The organism is Curtobacterium sp. 18060 (genome assembly GCF_902706105.1).
Classification (GTDB): Bacteria; Actinomycetota; Actinomycetes; order Actinomycetales; family Microbacteriaceae; genus Curtobacterium.
This window is the reverse complement of the sequence record NZ_CACSJV010000114.1, coordinates 1-471: the sequence shown is the minus strand read 5'-3', so window position 1 is coordinate 471 and position 471 is coordinate 1. Positions and strand designations below refer to the sequence as shown.

Below are 471 nucleotides of genomic sequence, written 5' to 3'. Positions count from 1 at the left end.
AGCATCTGCAGGCCTCCGCAGATGCCGAGCACGCGGCCTCCGCGCGCGGCATGGGCGGCGATGGCGGCGTCCAGCCCCTGGGCGCGCAGCCAGGCGAGGTCGGCGGCCGTGGCCTTGGAGCCGGGCAGCACGATCCAGTCGGCCGCGGCCACTTCGGCGGGGCTGCGCGCCCAGACGAGGCGCAGGCCCGGAACGCTCTTGAGCGGCTGGAATTCGTCGAGGTGGCTGATGCGCGGATAGGCGACGACCGCCACCGTGGTGTGCACCGCCCCGCCCGCTCCCGAGCGCACGTGGCCCGCGTCGTCGAACACACCGTCTTCCTCCGGCAGGCCGTGGCGCCACTGCATGGGAATGGTGGCCACGGTGGGCACTCCGGTGCGCTCGCGCAGCATCTCGGGCGCGGGCGCGAGCAGCGCGGCGTCGCCGCGGAACTTGTTGAGCACGAAGCCCTGGATCAGGGCGCGCTCGGCC

At 74.5% G+C, this 471-nt stretch carries 1 pseudogene; it reads right to left on the bottom strand.

What is annotated here, in order from left to right:
• Positions 1-471 (bottom strand): annotated as a pseudogene (locus tag GVL05_RS19810) (cobyric acid synthase CobQ); the annotation flags it as partial.